This window comes from Spirochaeta isovalerica (assembly GCF_014207565.1).
GTDB lineage: Bacteria > Spirochaetota > Spirochaetia > DSM-2461 > DSM-2461 > Spirochaeta_F > Spirochaeta_F isovalerica.
In genome coordinates, this window is the sequence record NZ_JACHGJ010000001.1 from 945360 (window position 1) to 966647 (window position 21288).

15 protein-coding genes and 3 tRNA genes are annotated in these 21288 nt (G+C 46.4%); 9 read left to right on the forward strand and 9 right to left on the reverse strand.

All coding sequences use genetic code 11. From position 1 onward, the window contains the following. Positions 1–155 precede the first annotated feature (155 nt). From HNR50_RS04145 to HNR50_RS04165, 5 genes are all read right to left on the reverse strand, one after another. A tRNA-Val gene (locus HNR50_RS04145) sits at positions 156–228 on the reverse strand. A 107-nt stretch (positions 229–335) separates the two neighbouring features. Then, positions 336–408: transfer RNA gene (locus HNR50_RS04150), tRNA-Val, on the reverse strand. Between the two features lie 52 nt (positions 409–460). After that, the gene (locus tag HNR50_RS04155; protein ID WP_184744127.1) at positions 461–1045 is read right to left on the reverse strand and encodes a CAP domain-containing protein; all 585 of its coding nucleotides are present in this window, start codon (positions 1043–1045) and stop codon (positions 461–463) included. Between the two features lie 67 nt (positions 1046–1112). Continuing rightward, the gene (locus tag HNR50_RS04160) at positions 1113–1457 is read right to left on the reverse strand and encodes a histidine triad nucleotide-binding protein (RefSeq protein ID WP_184744130.1); all 345 of its coding nucleotides are present in this window, start codon (positions 1455–1457) and stop codon (positions 1113–1115) included. A 40-nt stretch (positions 1458–1497) separates the two neighbouring features. Next, the gene (locus HNR50_RS04165; RefSeq protein WP_184744133.1) at positions 1498–3747 is read right to left on the reverse strand and encodes an adenosylcobalamin-dependent ribonucleoside-diphosphate reductase; all 2250 of its coding nucleotides are present in this window, start codon (positions 3745–3747) and stop codon (positions 1498–1500) included. A 261-nt stretch (positions 3748–4008) separates the two neighbouring features. On the opposite strand from HNR50_RS04165, the gene fusA (HNR50_RS04170) reads away from it, so the two are divergent. Next, entirely contained in the window at positions 4009–6039 is a 2031-nt protein-coding gene (gene fusA, locus HNR50_RS04170) for an elongation factor G (RefSeq protein ID WP_184744136.1), read from the forward strand. A 271-nt stretch (positions 6040–6310) separates the two neighbouring features. Beyond that, the gene (gene fusA / locus HNR50_RS04175) at positions 6311–8371 is read left to right on the forward strand and encodes an elongation factor G (protein WP_184744139.1); all 2061 of its coding nucleotides are present in this window, start codon (positions 6311–6313) and stop codon (positions 8369–8371) included. A gap of 92 nt (positions 8372–8463) precedes the next feature. Here the strand turns inward: fusA (HNR50_RS04175) and HNR50_RS04180 are convergent, their stop codons facing one another. Both HNR50_RS04180 and trmB read right to left on the reverse strand, forming a co-directional pair. Beyond that, complete coding sequence (locus HNR50_RS04180) at positions 8464–9819, reverse strand: citrate/2-methylcitrate synthase (RefSeq protein ID WP_184744141.1); 1356 nt, start codon at positions 9817–9819, stop codon at positions 8464–8466. A 19-nt stretch (positions 9820–9838) separates the two neighbouring features. Continuing rightward, positions 9839–10510: a tRNA (guanosine(46)-N7)-methyltransferase TrmB gene (gene trmB, locus HNR50_RS04185; RefSeq protein WP_184744143.1), complete on the reverse strand. Its 672-nt coding sequence runs from the start codon at positions 10508–10510 to the stop codon at positions 9839–9841. Positions 10511–10653: 143 nt separating this feature from the next. On the opposite strand from trmB, the gene HNR50_RS04190 reads away from it, so the two are divergent. After that, positions 10654–13437: a collagenase gene (locus HNR50_RS04190; RefSeq protein ID WP_184744145.1), complete on the forward strand. Its 2784-nt coding sequence runs from the start codon at positions 10654–10656 to the stop codon at positions 13435–13437. A 16-nt stretch (positions 13438–13453) separates the two neighbouring features. On the opposite strand, the gene mfd is transcribed toward HNR50_RS04190, so the two are convergent. Further along, positions 13454–16861, reverse strand: a complete 3408-nt coding sequence (gene mfd, locus HNR50_RS04195; RefSeq protein ID WP_184744147.1) for a transcription-repair coupling factor — start codon at positions 16859–16861, stop codon at positions 13454–13456. 51 nt (positions 16862–16912) lie between these two features. On the opposite strand from mfd, the gene HNR50_RS04200 reads away from it, so the two are divergent. The 5 genes from HNR50_RS04200 (at position 16913) to HNR50_RS04220 (ending at position 20308) form a co-directional block, all read left to right on the forward strand. Next, positions 16913–17860, forward strand: a complete 948-nt coding sequence (locus HNR50_RS04200) for a hypothetical protein (RefSeq protein WP_184744148.1) — start codon at positions 16913–16915, stop codon at positions 17858–17860. Further along, entirely contained in the window at positions 17860–18570 is a 711-nt protein-coding gene (locus HNR50_RS04205) for a hypothetical protein (RefSeq protein WP_184744151.1), read from the forward strand. Before HNR50_RS04200 ends, HNR50_RS04205 begins: the two co-directional genes overlap by 1 nt. Next, positions 18567–18890 (forward strand): hypothetical protein, encoded by a 324-nt coding sequence (locus tag HNR50_RS04210; RefSeq protein WP_184744153.1) that lies wholly within the window; start codon positions 18567–18569, stop codon positions 18888–18890. The genes HNR50_RS04205 and HNR50_RS04210 overlap by 4 nt, the downstream gene beginning before the upstream one ends. A gap of 69 nt (positions 18891–18959) precedes the next feature. Then, positions 18960–20123 (forward strand): methionine adenosyltransferase, encoded by a 1164-nt coding sequence (metK, locus tag HNR50_RS04215; protein WP_246433761.1) that lies wholly within the window; start codon positions 18960–18962, stop codon positions 20121–20123. Between the two features lie 112 nt (positions 20124–20235). Next, positions 20236–20308 (forward strand) — tRNA-Asn (locus HNR50_RS04220). A 60-nt stretch (positions 20309–20368) separates the two neighbouring features. Here the strand turns inward: HNR50_RS04220 and HNR50_RS04225 are convergent. Continuing rightward, positions 20369–20869: a hypothetical protein gene (locus HNR50_RS04225; RefSeq protein ID WP_184744157.1), complete on the reverse strand. Its 501-nt coding sequence runs from the start codon at positions 20867–20869 to the stop codon at positions 20369–20371. A 31-nt stretch (positions 20870–20900) separates the two neighbouring features. On the opposite strand from HNR50_RS04225, the gene HNR50_RS04230 reads away from it, so the two are divergent. After that, entirely contained in the window at positions 20901–21278 is a 378-nt protein-coding gene (locus HNR50_RS04230; RefSeq protein WP_343060086.1) for a YkvA family protein, read from the forward strand. Positions 21279–21288: the final 10 nt, after the last annotated feature.

The following is a 21288-nucleotide window of genomic DNA, read 5'->3' on the forward strand; positions in this document are numbered from 1 at the left end:
CCGACATCCTGTCGGCTCATTCCCGGGCCGCGTCCATTCGCTGTCGGCGCCGTCGTGGCGCCTTTTCCTCCCTAGTCGGTCGGCGCTCATTTCCGATCAAGTCCCTCAAGGGCAAAAAAAAAGACATAGCTTTTAAGCTATGCCTCGTATCTTTATGGGCGATGAGGGACTTGAACCCCCGACATCCTGCTTGTAAGGCAGGCGCTCTCCCAACTGAGCTAATCGCCCTTGCGTGGAAAGCTTGATCTTTATAGTCCCTGCTCTCCATAGGGACTTGATAACAGGCCTGTTTTTAGCGCCACATTCCCAGTGACAAAAACAGGTGATCATCGATATGGGCGATGAGGGACTTGAACCCCCGACATCCTGCTTGTAAGGCAGGCGCTCTCCCAACTGAGCTAATCGCCCTTGCAACGATGCTGAATATATCATGAGATAAATTTATGGTCAATACTTTCACCTAAAAATTATCACTCTGGTATACAAAGTCGTGGGCGACCCACTTTTCCGCCCTGTAACCCTCCAGAACCAATAGCAGAGGCAGTTCTTCTTCCGGAACGGCGAGGGAAATTTCATCGATTCCCTCACCTTCTATTCCCCGTATTCTCGCCTTATGTCCCGGAATTATCTTTAGAACAAGGTTGATGCCTGAATCGGCAGGGGATATTTCCATTGCCTCGATCAGGGAATCGGAAAAAAGGACCACAGCCACGTACTGATCCCCCTTTTTTTTTAGAGACGAACCGATGCGCAGCCAATCGGGGCTGGAAAGAATCCGTTCATGGGATGAACTGTCAAGCCATGCCTGAAACAGACTGTCCGGATCGGGTGATGTTCCGAGAATCTCTCCCGCTTTATTGGCCGTTCCTCCGGTTTTTCTGTAACGGTTGAAAACCCGATCACCGTTCCCGTCCTCATGGCTCAGGATGCCGGTCTCGACCAACTCTTCACAATAGAGTTCCGCCGTTTTTTCAAGAGCTTCTTCCGGCACAAGAACAGAAAGCCCCCGCGAATCCCGGTACTGATTGACTAAATCAGTCAGCACCGGCTCTCCGATGAGGGCTCTGCTAAAAAAGGATAGAAGCCAGGCTGATAATAAAACTCTATTCATATCAGCCCGGAGGCCAGTTCATCTGCCTTTCTCCGAGGATATGGGCATGAAGGTATTCCACTGTCTGCTGCCCGTTTGAACCGCAGTTCATAACGATTCGATAACCATCGCCGGCCAGTCCGAGTTCCACAGCCACTCTGGAAACGCCCTGCAGAAAAATACCCGTTTCTTCCGCCGGCCTGTCTTTAAGATCGTTGAAGCTGGCTACCTTTTGCTTGGGAATAACCAGTACGTGGACGGGAGCCTGAGGGTTTATATCTCTGAAAGCGAGAATATTGTCATCCTCGTACACCACATCGGCGGGAATCTCTTTGTTTATGATTTTGTCGAAAATCGTCTCTTCCATTTTGAACCTCTATTATTCTGTTACCGAATTATACAACAGATCAGGAACATTTGCTCCATCCGCATTCCTGGCATACGACACATCCGTCCCGGAATACCAGCTTGCCGCCGCATTCATCGCAGTGCTTATCTCCCGTAACCACTTCCTCACCGTCAATTAGGTATTTTTTCAGAACCCGGGATATGCTTCTCTCGCAATCGGCGAAGTTTGTATCTTTGCTGAGCTGATCGATCACGAACTGAAGCGGCGTTCCATGACGGAGCGACATGGAGATAAACCGGGCCAGAGATGCCGTGGGAGAATCAAATGTTTTAGTGAAGTTCTTGAGAGTTGTCTCAATAGGTCCATTCTCCATTATAAGGTCATAGCGGCCTTTTCCGGCTTTTCTGATTACACCTGTGGGGAATTTGGACAGATCGAGAATATCTTCGGGATCGTCGATAACAAAGATCTCATAGAGGCTTCCGTTGTATTTACCGACGATTACAATATATTTTTTGCCTTTGACGCGAATCTGATGAATATCTCCGGGAAGATCTTTCGGTCTGGTCGGCGCGATATTGCGATTGATTGTCTCTTTTGCCGCTTTTTCGCTGTATTCGAGGATTCCCTTCATGCTTCCCTCGGGGTTGAAAGTCGTAAAACCCTTAAGCCCTTTCCTGTAGGCGTACATAAAAAGATTTCTGTATTCCTCAAAACTGGTTCCCGGTGCGAGATTGAGGGTTTTGGAAATACTGTGGTCGATATACTTCTGAACTTCCGCCTGAACATCAATGGCCTTGTATGCATCGATTTTCATCGTCGTTGTGAAATATTCAGGCGCTTTTGCCTCATCTCCGAAAGCTTCCTTATAAAGAAGCCAGGCATAATCGTAAACCGTTTCTGAAATCGTGTTGTCATCGACACCGGTTCTGACTGTCCTGTCATACTGGAGAGCAAAGATAGGTTCGATTCCCGAAGAACAATTCTGTCCTACCGAAAGAGATGTCGTACCGGTGGGAGCTACCGTGTTGAGCTGAATGTTTCTCATTCCGTGCTCGGCGATTTTTTTCTGAAGCTCCGGAGAAAGCGTTTTGATAAACTCGGCTTTCACAAGTTTCTTCTTATCACAGGCGGGGAAAGTCCCTTTTTCGATCGCCAGATCGACAGACGCTTCATAAGAGCCGTCGCGAAGGGCTTTGGCAATCTCACCGGCGAAACGTACGGATTCTTCATCTCCGTATGTTATTTTAAGCATAGCCATGGAGTCTCCGAGACCGGTAAACCCGAGGCCGACCCTTCTCCACTGGAGGGAGAAATCCCTGATCTTATCAAGGGGATAATCAGTCGTACTCAGAACATTGTCGAGAAACCGGATTCCTGTTGCAATAACCTTTCTGTATTCTTCGAAATCAAACTCGGCTTCATCGGTAAAAGGCTTTTTAACAAATTTAGAAAGATTGATGGCAGAGAGGCAGCAGAGGGAATAAGGAGGCATAACCAACTCACCGCAGGGATTGACCCTGTCCATTTTAAAGGCCCAGTATCCGTTGTTGTACTTTGATACGGTGTCACTGTTGAAAATGCCCGGCTCATTATGTGTGTAGGCATTCTTCGCCAGAAGATTGTAGAGATACTCGGCTTTTACCGTTTTATAGACTTTGCCGTCGAACTCGAGATTCCAGTCCTCATTATTCTCAACTGCTTTGACGAATTTATCAGTGATTTTTACAGAGATGTTAAACTGGGTGAGCTCGCCGTTGTGTTCTCCCTGTTTGACTGTAATAAATTCTTCAATGTCGGGATGGGAGATATCGAGGAGAGCGATATGGGCCGACCGCCTGTGTCCCCCGGTCATGATTGTTTTGGCGGACTGATCGAAAATTTTCAGAAACGAGATTACACCTGAAGATTCTCCGCCGCCGGAAAGAGCATCGCCTTTAGGGCGGAGACCGGATATATCAAATCCGACACCACCACCCATTTTCGAAATAAGAGCATCCTCTTTGAGAGACTCGTAAATCCCCTCCATGGAGTCTTCAATATCGATGGTAAAACAGTTATTATAATTCTTCATCTCGCTCTCAGGTCTGGCATTGGCCAGGATTCTGCCGGCGGGAATCAGCTTTCCTTCGGAAAGGACAGAGTAAAACTCCTTTTCGACCTGCTTTCTCTTCTCTTCCGGTTCAGCGGAAGCGATCTCTGTACTTATTTTGCGAAATACTTCTTCGGGACCCTCTTCATTGTTGAGCATATATTTTTTTTGAAAGATTTCTCCACTCAACTTCTGCATCCACTTGTAATCTGACATATTTAAATCTCCTAAAAATTCGACTATACCATATATGGTGTATATTCATAAACAGCACACCATATAATGTGCCATTTTAATCAATATCGATATTTTTGCAAGAGAATTTCAGTGATTGTATTGATTTTTTCATATCAAGCTAATAATTATCATTACTATTTACATTGTATTGATGTAAAACCTATAGTCTTCAACTTTACCGGACATTGAATCTGTGCGCTTTTTTTGCTATATTCTCACTTGATTTACAGGAGAATCGACATGTCACAGAAAAATATGAGAAATATAGGGATTATGGCTCACATCGATGCGGGAAAGACGACAACGACCGAGCGAATCCTCTACTATACAGGTAAAAGCCACCGCATCGGAGAAGTGGATAACGGCAACGCCACCATGGACTGGATGGAGCAGGAACAGAACCGTGGCATTACGATCGTTTCCGCAGCCACGACCTGTTACTGGAAAGACCATCAAATCAATATAATCGATACTCCGGGCCATGTGGATTTTACAGCGGAAGTAGAAAGGTCTCTTCGAGTCCTCGACGGAGCTGTTGCGGTTTTCTGCGCTGTCGGCGGAGTCGAGCCTCAGTCCGAAACAGTGTGGCACCAGGCAGACCGATACGAAGTTCCCAGAATCGCTTATATAAATAAAATGGACAGAACCGGAGCCGACTTCTTTGAAGTGATCAAGGAAATTCGGGAAAAACTGGGAGCCGTTCCGGTTCCTCTGGCACTTCCGATCGGAAAAGAGAACGACTATGAAGGAAACATAGATCTTCTTTTAATGAAAGAGATCAGATGGAATCCCGACAATCAGGGAGAAACCTTCACTATCAGTGATATTGCACCGGAAAGACAGGAGCTTGCCGATGAATGGCGGGAATCCATGATCGATGCCCTGTCGGCTTATTCCGATGAGATGACCGAATTGTTTCTCGAAGGGGAAGATGTTCCTCTGGAGCTGATTCAGAAAGTCATCAGGCAGGAGACGATAAACCGCTCCATCGTGCCGATATTTACCGGTTCATCACTCAAGAACAAAGGCGTTCAGCCTGTGCTCGATGCGGTCATCAATTTTCTGCCGGCTCCCGACGATCTTCCTCCCGTACGCTGTCATCACAGCAAAAAAGATGAGGATATGCTTCTGGAAAGGGATGAGAACGGACCCCTTGCCGGTCTGATTTTTAAAATTCAGCAGGACAAGGAAGCCGGCCCTCTCTGTTTCGTCCGCGTTTATTCGGGCGAGTTGAAATCAGGGACGGCTGTAATGAATATCGATAAAAAGAAGCGGGAAAGGGTCAACAGACTTCTTAGAATGCATTCGAACCATCACGAACAGATCAGTTCCGTTCACGCAGGCGACATTGCCGTTGTCATCGGGATGAAAAATGCCCAGACAGGCGATACCATCGGCTCTGAAGGCTATCCCATCATTCTCGAAAAGATGAACTTTCCCGATCCGGTTATTTCCGTCGCCATAGAGCCGAAAACCATCAGCGATCAGGACAAACTGAAGTCCGCTCTCGAATATCTGAAAATGGAAGATCCCACTTTTACGGCCAAAGAAAACGAAGAGACGGGTCAGCTGATTATTTCCGGAATGGGGGAACTTCACCTGGACGTACTGGTTACGCGCATCAAAGACGAATACAAAGTCGCGGCCAATATCGGTAATCCCCAGGTATCCTACAGAGAATCGATTACCCAGGCTGTGACTCACACAGAACTGTTCAGCAAGGTTCTGGGCGGTAAAGAGCATACGGCCGAAATCACTCTCAAAATCGAACCTCTTGAGAGAGGAAGCGGCAACAGATTCACAAGCGAGGTTAAAAAGACCGTTCTACCGGTTGATTTCCAGGAAGCGGTCGAAAGAGGAATCCGCTCCTCCATGACGTCGGGAACTCTTATGGGATATGAGACAATCGATATCGGAGTGACACTGACGGCTGCCGGGTTCAACGAGCTGACAGCCAGCGAACTGGCTTATCAGTCGGCAGCGTCCCTCGGATTCGACAACGCGCTGCGCAAAGCCGCTCCCGTTCTTCTGGAACCGGTTATGAATGTGGATATCATGTGTCCCGCCGAATATGTGGGAGATGTCATCAGTTCACTGACTCAGCGCGGCGGACTGGTGAGCAGCATCGAATCCCGTCCGGCTTTTGAACTGGTGATCGCCCAGGCTCCCCTGGTAAAAATGTTCGGCTACACGACGACTTTGCGGAGCCAGACGCAGGGCCGGGGAACCTTTGCCATGGAGTTCTCCCACTTCGCGGCAAAAGAAGGCTGATCCCTTTCCCGCCTTATCGATCGGGCCCTGTCTTTATGACAGGTCCTGATCGCGAAGGAAATATACATTTTTTTTCTGATAACTGCCCTCCCGACAGTTCGTTTCAGCTAACTCCTTTACCAGCCATAAATAAAACAAAAGTTGCGGATAATACAATATTGTTCAATCCACTGTCAACTGTCTGAGCATTTTTTTTTGTTTGACCTATAAATAATAGGGGTCTAACATTGTTTAAAGATTACCAAATCATTTTTTGAGGGAGGACTACAGGATGGGACAAACCACCAAAGACATCCGAAACATTGCGATCTGCGGCCATGGAGAAACGGGAAAGACGACTTTCTTTGAACAGATTCTCTATAACACCGGTGCTATTAGCAAAGCAGAATCGGTGGATTCGGGCCGCACAGTCAGCGATTTTACAGATGAAGAGATCGAAAGAAAAATTTCAATCCATTCCGCGCTTGCCAGTGTCGAATGGAAGGATACAAAGATCAATTTTTTTGACACGCCGGGATCTTCTGACTTTGTAGGGGAAGTCGTCTCCTCCTTCCGCGTATCAGAAGCCGCCGTTGTACTTATTGGAGCCCGTTCGGGGATCCAGATTGAAACAGTAAAACTGAGAAGAAGACTCGATGACAGAGATATGCCCCGTATCGTTTTCGTCAATAAGATGGAAAAAGAAAGGGCGGATTTTTATAATGTCGTAAAAGAAATTGAAGATATCGGTAGAACCGCTATTCCTATAACAATACCTATGGGACAGGGAGAGGACTTCAAAGGAGTTATTAATCTCCTGACAATGAAAGCCTATCTGAAGCCCGGTGTGGGCAATAAAGAGGAAGAGGCTGTAGAGATACCTGAAGAATATAAAGAAATAGCCGACGAATACCACCTGAAAATGATCGAAATGGCCGCTGAGGGTGATGATGAGCTGACTGAAAGATATTTTGATGAAGGAACTCTTTCTCTCGAAGATGCCATTAAAGGGTTGAGAGAAGGTCTTTTTGATAACAGATTCACGCCTATGTTCTGCGGAAGCGCCGTGGAAAGTTCGGGAATCCGTCCGCTCCTCAACTTTATCGTTAACGATGCTCCGGCACCGGGCCGGGTCGAAGAACCCTGCGTTACCGGAGAAAAAGCGGTAATGATCGATGAAAAAGCCGAATTCTCAGGTATGATTTTCAAGACATCCATTGATAAGTTTTCGGGAAAAATGTCTTTTGTGAAAGTCATAACCGGATGCCTGAATCAGAATATGGAAATCTTCCATGTCAGGGAAGATAAAAAAGACAGAGTCGGAAAACTCTTTATTGCAAAAGGTAAAGAGCTGAAGGAAGTTCAGGAAATCTGCGCAGGAGATATCGGAATCATTACGAAAAAAGATGCATTCCAGACAAATGATACGCTTTGCATGTCTGATAATATAATCCACTTTCAGCCCTTGATGCTCCCCAATCCTGTGCATCATCTGGCGATAACAGCGGAAAACCAGAAAGACGAAGACAAACTGTCTCAGGTTCTCCACAAAGTAGCGGAAGAAGATCTGACATTTAAAATCGTTTACAACGAAGAAACGAAAGAAACAGTTATTTCCGGAATGGGTGAACAGCACATAACCATCATTCTCGATAAAGTACTGAAAAACTACAAGATCAACGTGAACAGAAAAGTACCGAGAGTCCCCTACCGCGAGACAATAACCAAATCGGCTGAAGCTGAGTATACCCACAAGAAGCAGTCCGGCGGTCATGGTCAGTACGGAAGGGTCTGTATCAAAGTAAGACCTCTTGAAAGAGGAGAATATTTTGTTATGGAGAATGAAATAAAGGGAGGCGCTATCAGCAAAGGTTACCTGCCCGGCATTGAAAAGGGACTTCTCGAAGCTATGGAAGAGGGTTTTCTTGCGGGCTACCCCATGGTAGACGTAGGCGTCACAGTTTTCGATGGTAAAGAGCACGATGTCGACTCTTCTGAAATGGCTTTTAAAATCGCCGGAAAAAACGCATTGAAAACCGCATTTGACAAATGCAAGCCCACACTTCTCGAACCCATTATGAATCTGACAGTCTTTGTCAACGATCAGTATATGGGAGACGTGCTTTCCGACCTTTCAACCAAAAGAGGTAGAGTCACAGATCAGGAAAGCATCGGTGGAAGCATTACGGCTATTAAAGCGCAGGTTCCCCAGGGTGAACTGATGAGATATTCAATCGATCTTCGCTCGATCACATCGGGAACAGGAGCTTTTGAAGTGGAATTCAGTCATTATGATCCCGTATCCGGGAAAATTGCGCAGGATATAATCAACGCGTCTAAAGTCGAAGATTAGATTATTCACTATGTATAAAAAAAGCCCGGTTGAAGCCGGGCTTTTTTATTCTCATCGAACCTGTTTAATGGGGATTGACGCTCGAAGAGACATTATCTCTCGGAAAGTTTAATGTATTGTTTACTGGATGTAACGTTCTTGTAGGCAGGTCTGATGATTCGTCCGCCGCTGACGATTTCTTCGATGCGGTGAGCACACCATCCGGCAATCCTCGATACAGCAAAAATCGGCGTATAGAGTTCTGTGGGAATATCCAGCATGGAATAGACAAAGCCGGAATAGAAGTCGACGTTAGCGCATATTTTTTTACCATTCTTTTTGTATTTATCGAAAATATCCTGACTGAGCCTTTCCACCATACAGTACAGATCGAACTCTTTGCTCCTTCCCGCTTCTTTCGAAAGAAGCTCGGCTCTGTTTTTCAACAGAACGGCTCTGGGATCGGATAAAGTGTATACGGCGTGTCCCATACCATAGATCAAACCTTTTTTATCATACTTTTCTTTTCTCAAAGTGGCTTCCAGATAGGCAATGACTTCCGATTCATCGCTCCAGTCGTTCACCTGCTCCATCAGATCTTCCATCATCCCGCGAACCCGGATAGCGGCCCCGCCATGAAGCGGTCCTTTCAGGGATCCGACTGCAGCGGCAATGGCCGAATATGTATCCGTTCCCGAAGAGGAGACGACATGGGTAGAAAAAGCCGAGTTGTTACCTCCTCCATGTTCAGCATGGAGGACAAGAGCCAGATCCAGCACTTCAGCTTCAAGGGGGGTGAATTTCTTATCGGGCCTTATCATGAGAAGAAAATTTTCAGCTGTACTGAGATTCGAAATGGGTGTGTGAATATAGAGGCTTTTCCCGTTGAAATAGTGCTCCATGGCCTGAAAAGCATAAGCGACGATAGTGGGAAACTGGGAAATAAGCTCCATACTCTGTCTTAAGACATTGGGTATGGAATTGTCTTCAGCTTTTTCATCAAAACTGTAAAGAGCCAGAATGCTTCTTGCCAGCTTGTTCATGATATTGCTGCTGGGAGCCTTCAGAATCATATCTTCGGCAAAAGTGTCGGGCAACTGCCTTCTCGCCCCCAGATCGATATTGAAGTCTTCCAGATCCTGGGGCTTGGGAATATTTCCGAAAAGCAGGAGAAAAGCTGTTTCTTCGTATCCATGGCGTCCGCAAATCTGGAATCCCTTTACCAGATCCTCGACATTGTAGCCTCGATACCGCAGACGCCCGGGAACGGGAATCTTATCACCTTCTTCCATGATATAACCGTGAACATCGCCGATTTCCGTCAGTCCGACCAGAACACCGGTTCCGTCGCTGTTTCTCAGGCCGCGCTTGACATTGTATTTCTGATAAAGATCCAGAGGGATCTTGCTGTTATTATCAATCAGACTCAGGTATTCAGTCATATGCTTGATATCAAGTCGGCTTTTCATGGAATGCTCCTGTATTCAGTTATATTTTTTCGAAGAAAACCTCCCTTATGAGATGGTCTTTCTTCAAACCTTTTCTTTCGAATTTAGTCTGGGACCGCCATTCCTGAGGTTCAGCCCAGCCCTCATATTTGTTTTTCAGGCTCTTTTCCCCTGAAAAAACATCGAGGATCTGCTCAGCGTAATCCTCCCAATCGGAAACAGCGTAGAGGTATCCTCCCCTCTTGAGCTTCGCGGCGAGAAGCGACGTGAGCTCAGGCTGAATCAAGCGCCTTTTATTGTGTTTCTTCTTGTGCCATGGATCGGGAAAAAACACATGTATCCCGCTGAGACTGCCGTCGGGGATCATATTTCTGAGAACTTCAACGGCATCATGCTCTATGGCTTTAAGGTTTTTCAGACCTTTTTTCTCTATTTCCGCCAGGAGTTTTCCAACACCCGGTTTATGGACCTCTATTCCGATGTACCCTTTTTGAGGGTTCTCTTCCGCAATGGCATGGGTTACATCTCCCATCCCGAATCCTATCTCAAGAAAAAAATCGTCTAAGTCGGGGAAGATCCTTTTAAAGTCTATCGGTTTTTCGTCGTAAGGAATGCAGTGAACATCCTTCAACTTATCATATGCGGCTTTCTGACCGGTGCTCATCCGGCCTGCGCGAAGCACGTAACTCTTTATTACACGTTTTTCACTCATTTTGCCAATTTTATTTAAATAACCGATAATTTGCAATATTATAAGATAAAAGAGAAAAAAGGAACTACTTTTTTGATATATTTGAAATTGTTTTCAACATTTTCCGTTAGTTTATATATCTATAAGTAGATATTTACTAAAACATGAGAAGATTATTACCATTTTTTGCACTATTTCTGCCAGCCTTACTGTGGAGTCATGATTTTACCGGTTGGAATAGAATATCAACAGAGCACTATACCTTTATCTTTGAAGAATTTGATGAGGAAACAGCCTCCGAACTGGCCGGTTACAGCGAAGAGATATACACTCTGGTAACTGAATTCTTCGATTACCGCCCCGGCCATATTTCCATTTACCTCAACAGCCGTGTCGATCTGCCCAATGGCAATTTTTATCCCCTTCCCGGCTCTATCGTCCTCTATCCCGCTTATCCTCTCAACTGCGAAAATACAACCGGGAGTTCATCGTGGCTCTATGAATTGCTGCTCCATGAGATGGTTCATTATGTTCAGCTTGAGAAACCGGTAGGGATGTTCGGCGGTCTCAGCCGGGTCTTCGGAAAAGATCTGGCGTCAGCGAACGGAGCTTTTCTGCCTGCCTGGATGGTTGAAGGCATAGCCGTTTATCTGGAAAGCCGCTACACGGGAGGAGGAAGAGGAAACAATCTCTACTTTCAGGCTTATACAAAAGCTGCAGCATGGGAAGATAAATATTTCACTCTTGAGCAGCTCGCCTATTCTTCTGATTTCCCGCCGTACAACAGGATATATTCTGGAGGATACATTCTGACCAGGTACATGATAGAGACCTTCGGGGATGATATCATATCCCGGATATACAACCGTTATGCCCGCTTTCCCCTTTTCGGACCCTTTTATGCGGTAAAAAAAGAGACAGGTAAAAGCTTGACAGCGATATTCGAAGATATGAAAGCCTCCGAAAAAGAGAAATACAATTCTACCTTTATGGAAGCTTCCGCATTCCTTTCATGGCCAATCGGGAAGTCAGGGGACTCAGTGGGGGATTATATACACCCCCTGGCTATCAACAGGGGAACCGTCGCCTACAGAAGAGAACAGAGCTCTCCTACGGCTATCATTTTCTTGGACGAAAATGGCAGAGAGGAAGTTCTTGTTGAAACACCCCTTATAGAGGGAAGTTCTTTTTCTACTGACAATGAGGGTCGGAGCCTTGTTTTCGCTTCTCCGGAATATGAGCTGTATCACAGTTACGGCTATTCTCTCATTTCCGATCTCTATCTTTTTGAAAACGGCAAAATCGACCGGCTTACTGAAAATGAATCTCTTTTTCAACCCGCTCTATCGGCAAGCGGTGATAAAATCATTGCCGTTCAGAGAAATGGATCCTATTCAAGGCTTGTTTCGGTCGACAGGATTTCCGGCCATGTTAAAGTCCTGTTTGAAAAAGAACGGACGAATATAATGAACCCTCAGTTCTCACAGAAGGGAGAAGAGCTGGTTTTCACTCTCAACGAAAAGGGTTATCAGGATATCTGGATTCTCGATCTTTCAGATCCGGCTTCAGCCCGTCCTCTTCTGGGGCAGGACAGGTATATGGAGTATCATCCCCGTTTTACCGATGAAGGCAAAATAACATTCATTTCCGACAGAAGCGGCGAGCTTGCGCTCTATCTTTACGACAGGGTAAACAAATCGATACACCTGATATTCAAAGATCCCGTGGGTGTAGCGGATGCCTATGTGAAAAATGGAACGGTTTTTTATCAGACATACAGAACCAATGGATACACACTTATGAAAGGTGTCCCCGTATTCGGAGATAATCTCCTGGAGGAGTTTGATGCCGGGAAGGAAATCCTCTTCTCCGAAAGTCCTGCAGCCGTCATTGCGGAAAAATCTAAACACCTCGATCTGGCTCTTCCCTATCTCTGGCTTCCCCGGCCTTTTGTTGAAAACAGCCGGTCGGAAGGAATGATCTGGGGCGCAGGAGCAGCGGTATTTGCCGGTTCGGTGAGCCAATCAACAGAATGGTTGTTAAACCTCGGCTTCCTGCCCGGACCGAAACAGCTGACAGGGTCTCTGGATTACAACAGAAAAATGGGAAGAGCCACACTGAACTACAGGATTGCCCAGGATTATAAAGAATATATTTCCAGTGATGAATCTATCTGGAACCAGAAAACCGAGCAAACCCTCCTGATATCCTATCCTTTTTTTGAAACCGGATTTGCCGGAAGAAGACAGGTTATGAGTCATTATGTTTATACAAAACACCTGTTTTCCGCATCAGATGCTGCCCCCTTTTCCTTTATTGATGGATTCGCTCTCAATGGTGAGAATTTTCTCTATGGCGGAACGGGGATCAGTTATGATGTATTCAGAATCAATAACGCCCGTTCGGCTCTCTTCGGAGGTACGGGTTTGCACAATCAATTGGATTTTTCCGTCCTGCTTCCGGTTTTCTCAGCCGGCCGGACTTCCCTGCTGATCAGTGAATCGGGAAACATGTCTCTCAGTTTATCGCAAAGGGGAACAAGATGGAAAACGGCCTGGAAAGCGGCCTGGCATAATGGCGGCTATTCATCAGCAGCCGTTCAATCGCGGGGGTGGACCGCCGGTTACACACCATCGGATATTTCCCTCTATTACTCCACCTCACTCCAGGTTCCCCTTGCCCTACTCGACTGGGGACTCCCTCTGGGTTTCAATATCCGGAATCTGGCCTTCGCCGTGAATCTGGAAGGTATCAGCAATTTTCTTCTGGAAGGTCCGGAAGGTCATGAGTTTTACGGCAGCGTCGAATTAATCGGAACCTACGGATACAATTACGGTTCCATACCCTTCGGAGCCGGTATCAGTTTCCGTTTTTTTAATAACGGTTTTTCATTCGATCCCGCCGCCGACCTGGCTCTGTATATCTTCTTTTCCTTCAACAGCCCCTGACCGGAGAATCCCTCGATCAGAGCAGCGCCGATAATTTTTCTCTCAGGAACTCAGATTTCTCCTTGAGACCGATCTTTCCCGTTTCAATCAGAATTCCCGCCTGGCTGTTCGGGTTGAATTTTATCAGACCGCCGCTTTTGCTTGTCAGCCGCATGACTTTGTCGATGGACAGCCGGGCGATTTTGCCGAACTCGACGGCGACGACTCCGTTTCTTTCTTTCATGGAAGAAATCCACAACTTGCCGCAGATAATTCTGATCTCAGCCAGAGAGAGAAGGCTTTGAACTTCATCGGGGAGAGGTCCGAAACGGTCGTGAAGCTCACCGTGCACCCGGTCGAGATCGTCATCGGAGAGAACAGAAGCTATTTTTTTATAGACTTCCATTTTTTCCGTAGGATCATCAATATAGGTATCGGGGATGAATCCCGTGTAGTCCAGTTCAAGGTAGACTTCCGGCGCTTCCTCTTTTTTATCATCTTCCGTACGGAGAGCGACAGCCTCTTCCAGGAGTCTCAGATACATATCGAAGCCGACGGAGACGATCTCTCCCGACTGTTCCCGCCCCAGAAGGTTACCGGCGCCGCGCACTTCCATATCTTTCATGGCTATCTTGAATCCCGACCCCAGTTCCGTAAAGTCGGAAATGGCCTGCAGGCGCTTCATAGCCAGTTCGGATAAGGCTCTCTGTTCGGGATAGAACATGTAGGCGTAAGCCACTTTGCCGGAACGTCCCACCCTTCCGCGAAGCTGATAGAGCTGGGATATACCGTACATATCCGCCCGGTCGATGATAATGGTGTTAACGTTGGGAATATCGATACCGTTTTCGATTATGGTTGTCGCTACCAGAACCTGAAAAGCACCATGGACAAAGCGGTGCATGACATCTTCCAGTTCGCTGGCTGACATTTTACCGTGGGCCGTTTCAATAAAGACTTCCGGCACGAGCTCCTGGAGAAAAAGCTGAACGCTGTCCAGACTTTCCACGCGGTTATGGAGGAAGAAGACCTGTCCGCCCCGCTCCACTTCGCGCCGTATGGCACCGGCAATCGTGTCGGGATTGTACTCCTGTATGAAGGTCTCTATGGGCTGCCTGTTATAAGGAGGGGTTTTGAGAACCGACATATCGCGGATTTTCAACATGGACATATGGAGAGTTCTCGGAATCGGCGTGGCCGACATGGCCAGGCTGTCGATAGAAGCCTTCAGGTTCTTCAGTTTCTCTTTATCTTTGACGCCGAAACGCTGTTCTTCATCAATTATCATAAGTCCGAGATTCTTGAATTTGACATCTTTAGACAGGATCCGGTGCGTTCCGATGACAATATCGCATGTCCCCTCTTCCAATCCCTGCAGGACCTCTTTCTGATCCTTTTTGGCGACAAACCGCGATAGATGTCCGATCGTAATGGGGAATCGCTTGAATCTCTCGGAAAAATTTTCATAATGCTGTTCAGCCAGAATGGTCGTCGGACAGAGGAGCGCCACCTGCTTGCCGCCCATTATTGCTTTGAAAGCGGCCCTCATGGCGACCTCGGTCTTTCCGTACCCCACATCGCCGCAAAGGAGACGGTCCATCGGGTTGGGAGCTTCCATATCCTTTTTGACTTCATCGATACTGATCAGCTGATCCTCCGTTTCCTGATAGGGAAAGGAGGCTTCAAAAGCCACCTGAAAATCATTATCCACCGGGAAGGCGTATCCGAGGGTTTTCTGGCGCCTGGCGTAGAGCTTGACCAGCATATCAGCCAGATCCTCGACGGACTTCCGGACCTTGTTCTTTTTATTATCCCAGGATTTTCCGCCTATTTTATCGAGACGTGCGCCCCGTCCCTCGCTGCCGATATAGCGCTGAACCAGGTTGACCTGCTCAATGGGAACGAAGATGGAGTCCTCTCCGGCGTATTCAATGGAGATATAATCCCTTTCGTTCCCTGCGGCGGTTATCCTTTCGATCCCTTTAAAGCGCCCGATCCCGTAGTTGACATGAACGACCAGATCTCCGGGGTTCAGCTCTACAAAAGAGTCGATAACAGCGCTCTTGACCCTTTTTACTGATGAGGGGACCCTTTTCCGTCTCCCGAATATCTCATTTTCCTGGATAACGATGATTTTGCTGGCGGGAAGGGCAAAGCCGGCGGAAATGCTCTCGGGAACAATATCCAGCTCGAAACCGGTGAGCATGTATTTAATACGCTCCGCCTGGGATTCCGATTCGGCAAAGACATAACACTTGTAGCCCTCTTTCAAAAGAACTGTCAGCTCCTCTTTCAGGTAACTGATATTCCCGAAGAAAGAACGTCCGGGATCGCATTCCATCTCATAAAAAATCTCTTCGCTGCCCCTCTCTTTTTTCAGGGAGTGAAGATTGATCTGTTTGGCCTGGGTAAAAACATCTGGTTCTCCGAGAATAAACCGGGGAGCCGGAACGGCGTATTTATTTCTGAGAGCTTCGATATACAAATCGCCGTATTCCTTGACCAGGACTTCATAAGATGTATCGAGTCTCTCTTTCTGTACCAGAAACAAAGTGGATTTATCGGTAATATAATCGACCAGGGTTGCCGGTTTTTCAAAAGCCAGGGGAAAGTAGAGCTCTTCTCCCCTGATTTCCCTGCTGATCTTCAGCGTTTCGATGATGGGAGCGTATTCAATCCCCTCGAGCTTGTCGCTGGTAACCTCTTCAAGACGCTTTTCAAGGATATCGATTCTATCATCTGTCCATAGAACCTCTTTTACCGGGTATATGGTTATTTCGTTATTGAGAGATGTGCTGCTCTGGATCATGGGGTCGAAGAGTTTGATTTCCTCAATTTCATCGAAATCGAATACAATTCTCACAGCCTCATCCATGCCGGGCATATATATGTCCAGAACTTCTCCGCGAAGTGCGAACTCGCCGTGAACCGAAACACGGGGAACCCGGGAATAACCGAATTTCTGCAGAAGGCTTTCAAGCTTTACCGGATCGAACTCATCGCCTTTTTTCATGGACAATCTGTTCTCCCGGAGATATTCCGGGGGAGGAAGGAGAGAGAGCGCAGCCCGCTGGGAAGCCAGAACGATGTTTTTTTCCGTTCCGATTTCCATGAGCGCCTTGACCCGGGAACCGAAAACAGAAGCCTGGGCGGAAACCCCTTTATAGAGCATGGTTCCCCACCATGGGAACAGAATCGTTTTATCCGTATAGAGCTGAAGATCCGCCTGAAGTTCTTCCGCTTCCTTCTCTGTCGGCGCAATAACCAGCAGCGAATCTTTCGTATACTTGAACAGATCAGCCAGTACCGCCGCCAGATAGGCTCCTTTCGGTCCCGAAAGATTGAGAGGCTTCCCCGAAGATGTGCAATACTGCTGGATGAGATCCTGCCATTGTCTGTTATTTTTTAAGGAGCTTGAAATTTCATTTAAGAATAATGTAATCATTAATAAGTACCGAAGATTAAATAAGTATTACCATAACCGGCCGGAGAGAAAATGTTTTATAGGAACCTTATAGCCATACTATTCATATTTACAACATTTCACATTTATGCGGCAGATTACAACAAGGTTGACTTCAGCATACGCTATTTTGATAAGAAAATCTATTACCCTGGCGACAGTGTTCAGATCAAAGCTTCGATCATCAACAACTCGCCGGATAAGTTCAGTTTTAATCTGTCGGAGAATAAGATTTTCAATGTGAAACTCAATGTCAAAACCATGAGCAACCAATCCCTGAATCCGAGCGAGAACTATATCATAAACAGCAGCCGCAACAGCAATACTTTCTACCGTGAGATAACACTCGATCCCGGTGAAGAATTCAGCTTCATAGTCGATCTGGATGACTATACGGATATAGGCAGCCCGGGAATGTACATAATCGACGGAATGTTTACCACAGATTTGAATAATCCCGATAATTTCCTGTTGATTTCCAACAGGCTCCCCCTCTCTATCAGACCGGGAAGCTCGGAAAGGGAATTTACCGAATATCTCGATTACAGAACCGGGGAGATCCTGAGAGCCGAGCCGATTCCGCCGGACGAAGCGGTCCGCTATATGCTCGAAGCCAGACAGCAGAGCGTATGGCCGCGTTTCTTTCTCTATATTGATCTTCTCGAGCTGATGCTCAATGACAGTAACAAAAAGCGGCAGTATGAGCGATCCACAGAGGAAGAGCAGCAGGTCATGCTCCGCAATTTCAGGGAAGATATGGAAGGAGAAAGGCTCAGGTCCGATCAGTCCATCGTGATAATCCCCTCGGATTTCGAGATTCTTCATACCTCCTACAACGCCGACAGAGCGACGGTTATTGTCCGTGAAGAGTTTCTTCAGACCGGGTACACCGCCGTGAAGAGCTATACCTATTATCTCCACCGAAAAAACGGTATCTGGAAAATCTATAACTATGAAGTGAAGAATATCGGGACCAAGTAATGAAAATACTTCTGATTGCCGACGATGATACGCTTAAAAAGAAAATATCAGAACATTTCAAACCTAAAGGGCACGGCATAATCAACTACACCAACCCTCTTAAGGGTATGAACAACTTCGAAGAGATCGAACCGGAGTTCGTTCTTTTTAATGCGACGGATTTTCCCAGGCATTGGAAAATAGCCAATTATTTTCTGAAGCAGGACATACCTCATGTCAACCCGGTATTCATACTGATGGTTGACGATGAGTTCCCCATGGAGGAAGTCTGCAAAGCTGTCTACCTGGGCGTCGATGCCATCATTTCCGATGATTACGAAGGCGAGGAATACCTGAAGCACCTGGACCAGCTTTTCGCCCGCTTCTATTCTTCCCAGGTGGAGATACAGCAGCCTTTGCTCCTGGAAACCCCTGAAACCAGGATTGATTTTATGTTTATGAATCCGGAAAACTTCCAACTGGCCACGGGTAAACTGACCCAGCTCTCCACAGAAGGCGCCGGATTCAAGCCCGATAAACCAGAAGCCGTATTTCCCCTTGTCAAAGGTACGATTCTTGAAGGTTGTTCATTGAGAACTGAAGAAGGAATTATTACAATTAAAGCAGAGATTCTTAACAACAGTGGAATTATGGATCTTCGCTTTCTCTCTTTTTCAGACAATGGCGAAGAACTTTTAAAGAATTATATCAGAGACAAGGAGCAGAAATGAGTGATTTAAAGTACCTGACAACAAGACAACTGACAGAAATCATCAAGTACAAAGGCTCCGGGGATTACGAAAAGAATTGCGTGCCTATCTCGGGAAATCCCCGGAAGCATCCCTACGACGCCAACAGGCTTATCCTTATAATAGAAAGCCACGACGATAAAACTGTTTTTCATGATTTCAAGCTGAACGATATAGCCCATATCGAAGAACTGCCTAACTTGACGAAAGATGATGTCAGCCTCAGACAGGTTCAGCTATGGGTCAGAAAAGACAGTTGGATCATCAGATCAGAAGCCTACAGATGTGTTCCCAAACGATAAGACTTCTATATTGACTAAGATAGTAGAGATTAGTGTATAATTAATTGCTTATTTGAAATGGAGGACATCTTGAAAGACAGATTAAATTATAAATTCACATCGGAAAGCGTCGGAGAGGGACATCCCGATAAAGTGTGCGACCTCATTTCCGATGCGGTTCTGGACAAAGCTCTGGAACAGGATCCCGAATCGAGAGTGGCCTGTGAGACTTTTGCCTCTACGGGAATGATTCTCGTCGGAGGAGAGATAACGACCCACGGCTATATCGATATTATCCAGACAGCAAAAGAAACTTTGACAGAAATCGGATATACCGATCCCGACTTCGGAATCGATGCCCATTCCTGTGCCGTCATGTCGGTTATCAAACCCCAGTCTCTTGATATTTCCCAGGGTGTCACAGCCGGTGAGGGACTTCACAAGGAACAGGGCGCCGGAGACCAGGGCATGATGTTCGGATTCGCCTGCCGCGATACGAAAGAGCTTATGCCCGCCCCTATTCAGTTCTCCCACTCCATAATGCGTAAAGCGGCTGAAGTGAGAAAAAACAATGTTCTCGACTTCCTGAGACCCGATGGGAAATGCCAGGTGACTGTGGAATACAAAGATGGCAAGCCCGCTCATGTTTCTACGGTTGTTCTGTCTCACCAGCACAGCCCCGAAGCATCCTACGAGTCCATAAGAGAAGGGCTGATTGAAGAAGTCATTAAGAAAAGCCTTCCTGCGGGAATGCTTACAGGAGATACGGTTTACCATATCAACCCGACCGGCCGGTTTGTCATCGGAGGTCCCGAGGGTGATGCCGGTCTGACCGGTAGAAAGATAATAGTCGACACATACGGCGGTGCTGCGGCACATGGCGGTGGGGCTTTCTCCGGCAAAGACCCCTCTAAAGTAGACCGTTCTGCGGCTTATATGGCCCGGTATATCGCGAAAAATATCGTCGCAGCCGATCTTTGCGACACCTGCGAGGTCGAGCTGGCCTATGCTATCGGCGTAGCGGAACCTGTTTCAATTTTTGTTAATACATACGGGACAAACAAAGTTGATGAAGAACTGATAGAAGCTGCCGTAAGCCGTCATTTCGATCTGACTCCGGTGGGTATTATCAGAACTCTTGATCTGAAAAGACCAATTTACAAACCCACTGCCGCATACGGCCATTTCGGACGTGACATCTTCCCCTGGGAGAAAACAGATGTGGCAGCGGCACTGAAGAGTGATCTGCTTTAAGATTTATTGATAAAAAGAAAACCGGATCTATCGGTCCGGTTTTTTTATTGTTTTTTTCTCTGACCGTTGACAGAAAGAAGTGAAAAAGATACATTAACCAACGTTATTATATTCCCCTGTAGCTCAGTTGGTAGAGCGGGTGACTGTTAATCACTAGGTCAGGAGTTCGAGTCTCTTCGGGGGAGCAATGTAAGGTTCAGCTTTCGAGTTGAACCTTTTTTATTTTTATAATTCTCTGCTCTGTTTCACTGTTCCTTCAAAAAAGGCAAAGGTACTTTAATAAAAGCAGCTTTCTTCTCCCCTTCAATTTCATAGGGAATATAAAACCTGATAACCGAACCTTTCAGTTCATCAAGATCATTGGAATTGGAAATGTACTTCTTGATTTTCTCACCGGAAAACAGGAAGGGTCCATCCAGATCGGTCTTAAAAAAAGTCAGTTGATTGCAATTGTATATGACGTAGGCTTCCGGGGGAATGCTGTCACTGGGGGCTCTGGCATAAAGGCTTCTCGCTTCTCCCTCGGGAGATATGACGACAAGCGAATCCGGATCGATATAGACCAGACGTTCTGTGAGGTTGGTGATCTTCAGATAATAAACTGATGATCCGATGCGGTAATCAACCTCAATGTCGCCATTGGAAAAAATCAGCTGATCCGTATCATAAATGACCGGTCTGTTAAGAGAAGCGCATGAGGACAGCAGAAGTATGCCGATAAAAACCCGGAATCCTTTTTTCTTCATATACATATTATAATTATGTATAATGCTTTTTGTGAAAAGTTTTGAGAAATTAAAAGCTACAGCCCGGCATCTGAAAAGAGAAATCACGGCTCTTTATTATGCTTATGGCAGTGAGGAGCTGGGGTTAGCCCCGAAGATTCTAATCGGTTTGACTATTGGATACGCACTCAGTCCGATTGACCTGATTCCCGATTTCATTCCCCTTCTGGGTTATCTCGATGATCTGATAATTCTTCCCTTGCTTATCTGGCTTTCCATAAAGATGATTCCTTCCCGGATAATGGAAGATGCAAGGGTATCAGCCGATAAAAATCCTTTGACTCTCAAAAAGAATGTGCCGGCAGCAGTTATCATCATTTTAATCTGGATCGGGATTATCTTTCTGATCATTTCCAGATTCCTCAACTGAGGAACTGCAT

Excerpts from the sequence above, each read along its gene's own strand:
- fusA (WP_184744139.1), top strand. The coding sequence starts at position 6,311 with ATGGGACAAACCACCAAAGACATCCGAAACATTGCGATCTGCGGCCAT.
- trmB (WP_184744143.1), bottom strand. The coding sequence starts at position 10,510 with ATGAGTGAAAAACGTGTAATAAAGAGTTACGTGCTTCGCGCAGGCCGG.
- fusA (WP_184744136.1), top strand. The coding sequence starts at position 4,009 with ATGTCACAGAAAAATATGAGAAATATAGGGATTATGGCTCACATCGAT.
- mfd (WP_184744147.1), bottom strand. The coding sequence starts at position 16,861 with ATGATTACATTATTCTTAAATGAAATTTCAAGCTCCTTAAAAAATAAC.
- HNR50_RS04205 (WP_184744151.1), top strand. The coding sequence starts at position 17,860 with ATGAAAATACTTCTGATTGCCGACGATGATACGCTTAAAAAGAAAATA.
- HNR50_RS04210 (WP_184744153.1), top strand. The coding sequence starts at position 18,567 with ATGAGTGATTTAAAGTACCTGACAACAAGACAACTGACAGAAATCATC.
- HNR50_RS04190 (WP_184744145.1), top strand. The coding sequence starts at position 10,654 with ATGAGAAGATTATTACCATTTTTTGCACTATTTCTGCCAGCCTTACTG.
- HNR50_RS04180 (WP_184744141.1), bottom strand. The coding sequence starts at position 9,819 with ATGAAAAGCCGACTTGATATCAAGCATATGACTGAATACCTGAGTCTG.
- HNR50_RS04200 (WP_184744148.1), top strand. The coding sequence starts at position 16,913 with ATGTTTTATAGGAACCTTATAGCCATACTATTCATATTTACAACATTT.
- HNR50_RS04160 (WP_184744130.1), bottom strand. The coding sequence starts at position 1,457 with ATGGAAGAGACGATTTTCGACAAAATCATAAACAAAGAGATTCCCGCC.
- HNR50_RS04225 (WP_184744157.1), bottom strand. The coding sequence starts at position 20,869 with ATGAAGAAAAAAGGATTCCGGGTTTTTATCGGCATACTTCTGCTGTCC.
- HNR50_RS04165 (WP_184744133.1), bottom strand. The coding sequence starts at position 3,747 with ATGTCAGATTACAAGTGGATGCAGAAGTTGAGTGGAGAAATCTTTCAA.